This window comes from Kitasatospora sp. NPDC004240 (assembly GCF_053603215.1).
Window position 1 is genome coordinate 1 of the sequence record NZ_JBSGFD010000453.1, and the last position, 1,339, is coordinate 1,339.

Sequence of the window (1,339 nt, forward strand, 5' to 3'; positions counted from 1 at the left end):
CCGCGGAGACCACCACCGTGTGCGACACCCCGGGGGTGTTGTCCACGAAATTGGTGATCAGCCAGTTCAGGTTCTGTGCGGCCTGGCTCATCTGATTCAACTCAACGCTCCTGATGATCTGCGCCGTTGCCGTCTGTCCGGCCACCGAAACTATCGAATCCGGGCTGCTGGGCACCATGGTCGAATCCGTTCCGGCCACCCTGGCCGGCCCCGGGGCCCTGCTCGGCGCCCGCCCGGCGGCCCTGCTGGATGCCGCGGCGCAGGTTGGTCAGCCGGCCGCGCACCTCCTCGGGGGCGCGCGAGACCTGCGGACCGGTCAGCGGCGAGGCCTCGGCGGTGCCGGAGACCAGGTTGGCCTGCGGGGTGCGCCGGGGCAGACCCGACATGGTGACCCCGCTGGTCGAGGGCTCGCGGACCTGCTCGGCACGGCGCCAGCGCTCGTCGTTCGCGGACGGACGCCACGGCGCGTCGCCGTCCGGGCCCTGCTGCGGCTGTGCGTACTGCTGCTGGGGCGCCTGAGCCTGCTGCTGGGGCGCCTGGGCCTGCTGCTGCGGCGCCTGCCGGGCCTGCGGGGCCTGCTGCTGGATGCCGGGCGCGGTGGTGCCGGGACGCTGCGGCTGGTACGGCCGGGGCCGTGCCTGCTGCTGGCCCTGGCCCGCCGGGTCGAAGCCCGGGGCGCCCTGCGGGCCGCCGTCGGACGGACCGGTCGGCAGTGCCATCGGCTCCTGGCGGTACTGCTCCTGGCGCGCGGGCTCCTGGCGGACCGGCTCCGGACGCGCCGGGTTCGGCACGTCCGGCAGCACCGGCTCGACCAGGCCGAGGCCCAGCGGGTCACGCGGGTCGATCTGGCTGGCCTCGAAGCGCGGCCGGGCGAACTGCTCGGTGCTCTCGCCCGGCGCCGACTCGACCGCCGGCAGCTGCTGGGTCGGCAGCTGCGGGGCCTGCTGGGGGCGGTGCTGGGCCTGCTGCGGCACCTCCGGACGGCGCGGACCCTGCGGGCCCTGGCCGGCCGGGCCCTGGCCCTGCGGCTGGCGCCGCTGCGGCAGGCCCTCCTGCGGGTGGGCACCCGGACGGGCACCCTGCTGCGGGCCACCGGGGCGGCCGGGACGCTCGGCCCAGCCGTGCTGCGACTGCTCGCCGCCACGGGGGCCGGGGCCGCCCTGCGGGGCGGGACGCGGACCACCCGGGCCGGGCCGGCCCTGGGCGGGCTGACCGGGCTGCTGCTGACCGCCCTGCTGCTGGCCGGGCTGCTGCTGGCCGGGCTGGGGCTGGCCGGGCTGGGGCTGGCCGGGCTGGGGCCGGGCGCCGCGACGCGGCAGACCGCCCGCACCGGGACCGC

At 78.1% G+C, this 1,339-nt stretch carries 2 protein-coding genes and 1 pseudogene; 1 reads left to right on the forward strand and 2 read right to left on the reverse strand.

All coding sequences use genetic code 11. The annotated features are described in order from the left end of the window. Both ACWEQL_RS42465 and ACWEQL_RS42470 read right to left on the reverse strand, forming a co-directional pair. Positions 1–91: pseudogene (locus ACWEQL_RS42465) on the reverse strand (roadblock/LC7 domain-containing protein); the annotation flags it as partial. A gap of 10 nt (positions 92–101) precedes the next feature. Beyond that, positions 102–974, reverse strand: a complete 873-nt coding sequence (locus ACWEQL_RS42470) for a hypothetical protein (RefSeq protein WP_452156991.1) — start codon at positions 972–974, stop codon at positions 102–104. On the opposite strand from ACWEQL_RS42470, the gene ACWEQL_RS42475 reads away from it, so the two are divergent. Continuing rightward, a partial coding sequence (locus ACWEQL_RS42475; protein WP_452156993.1) for a hypothetical protein occupies positions 954–1,339 on the forward strand: 386 nt, incomplete at its 3' end. The two genes, ACWEQL_RS42470 and ACWEQL_RS42475, sit on opposite strands and share 21 nt — an antisense overlap.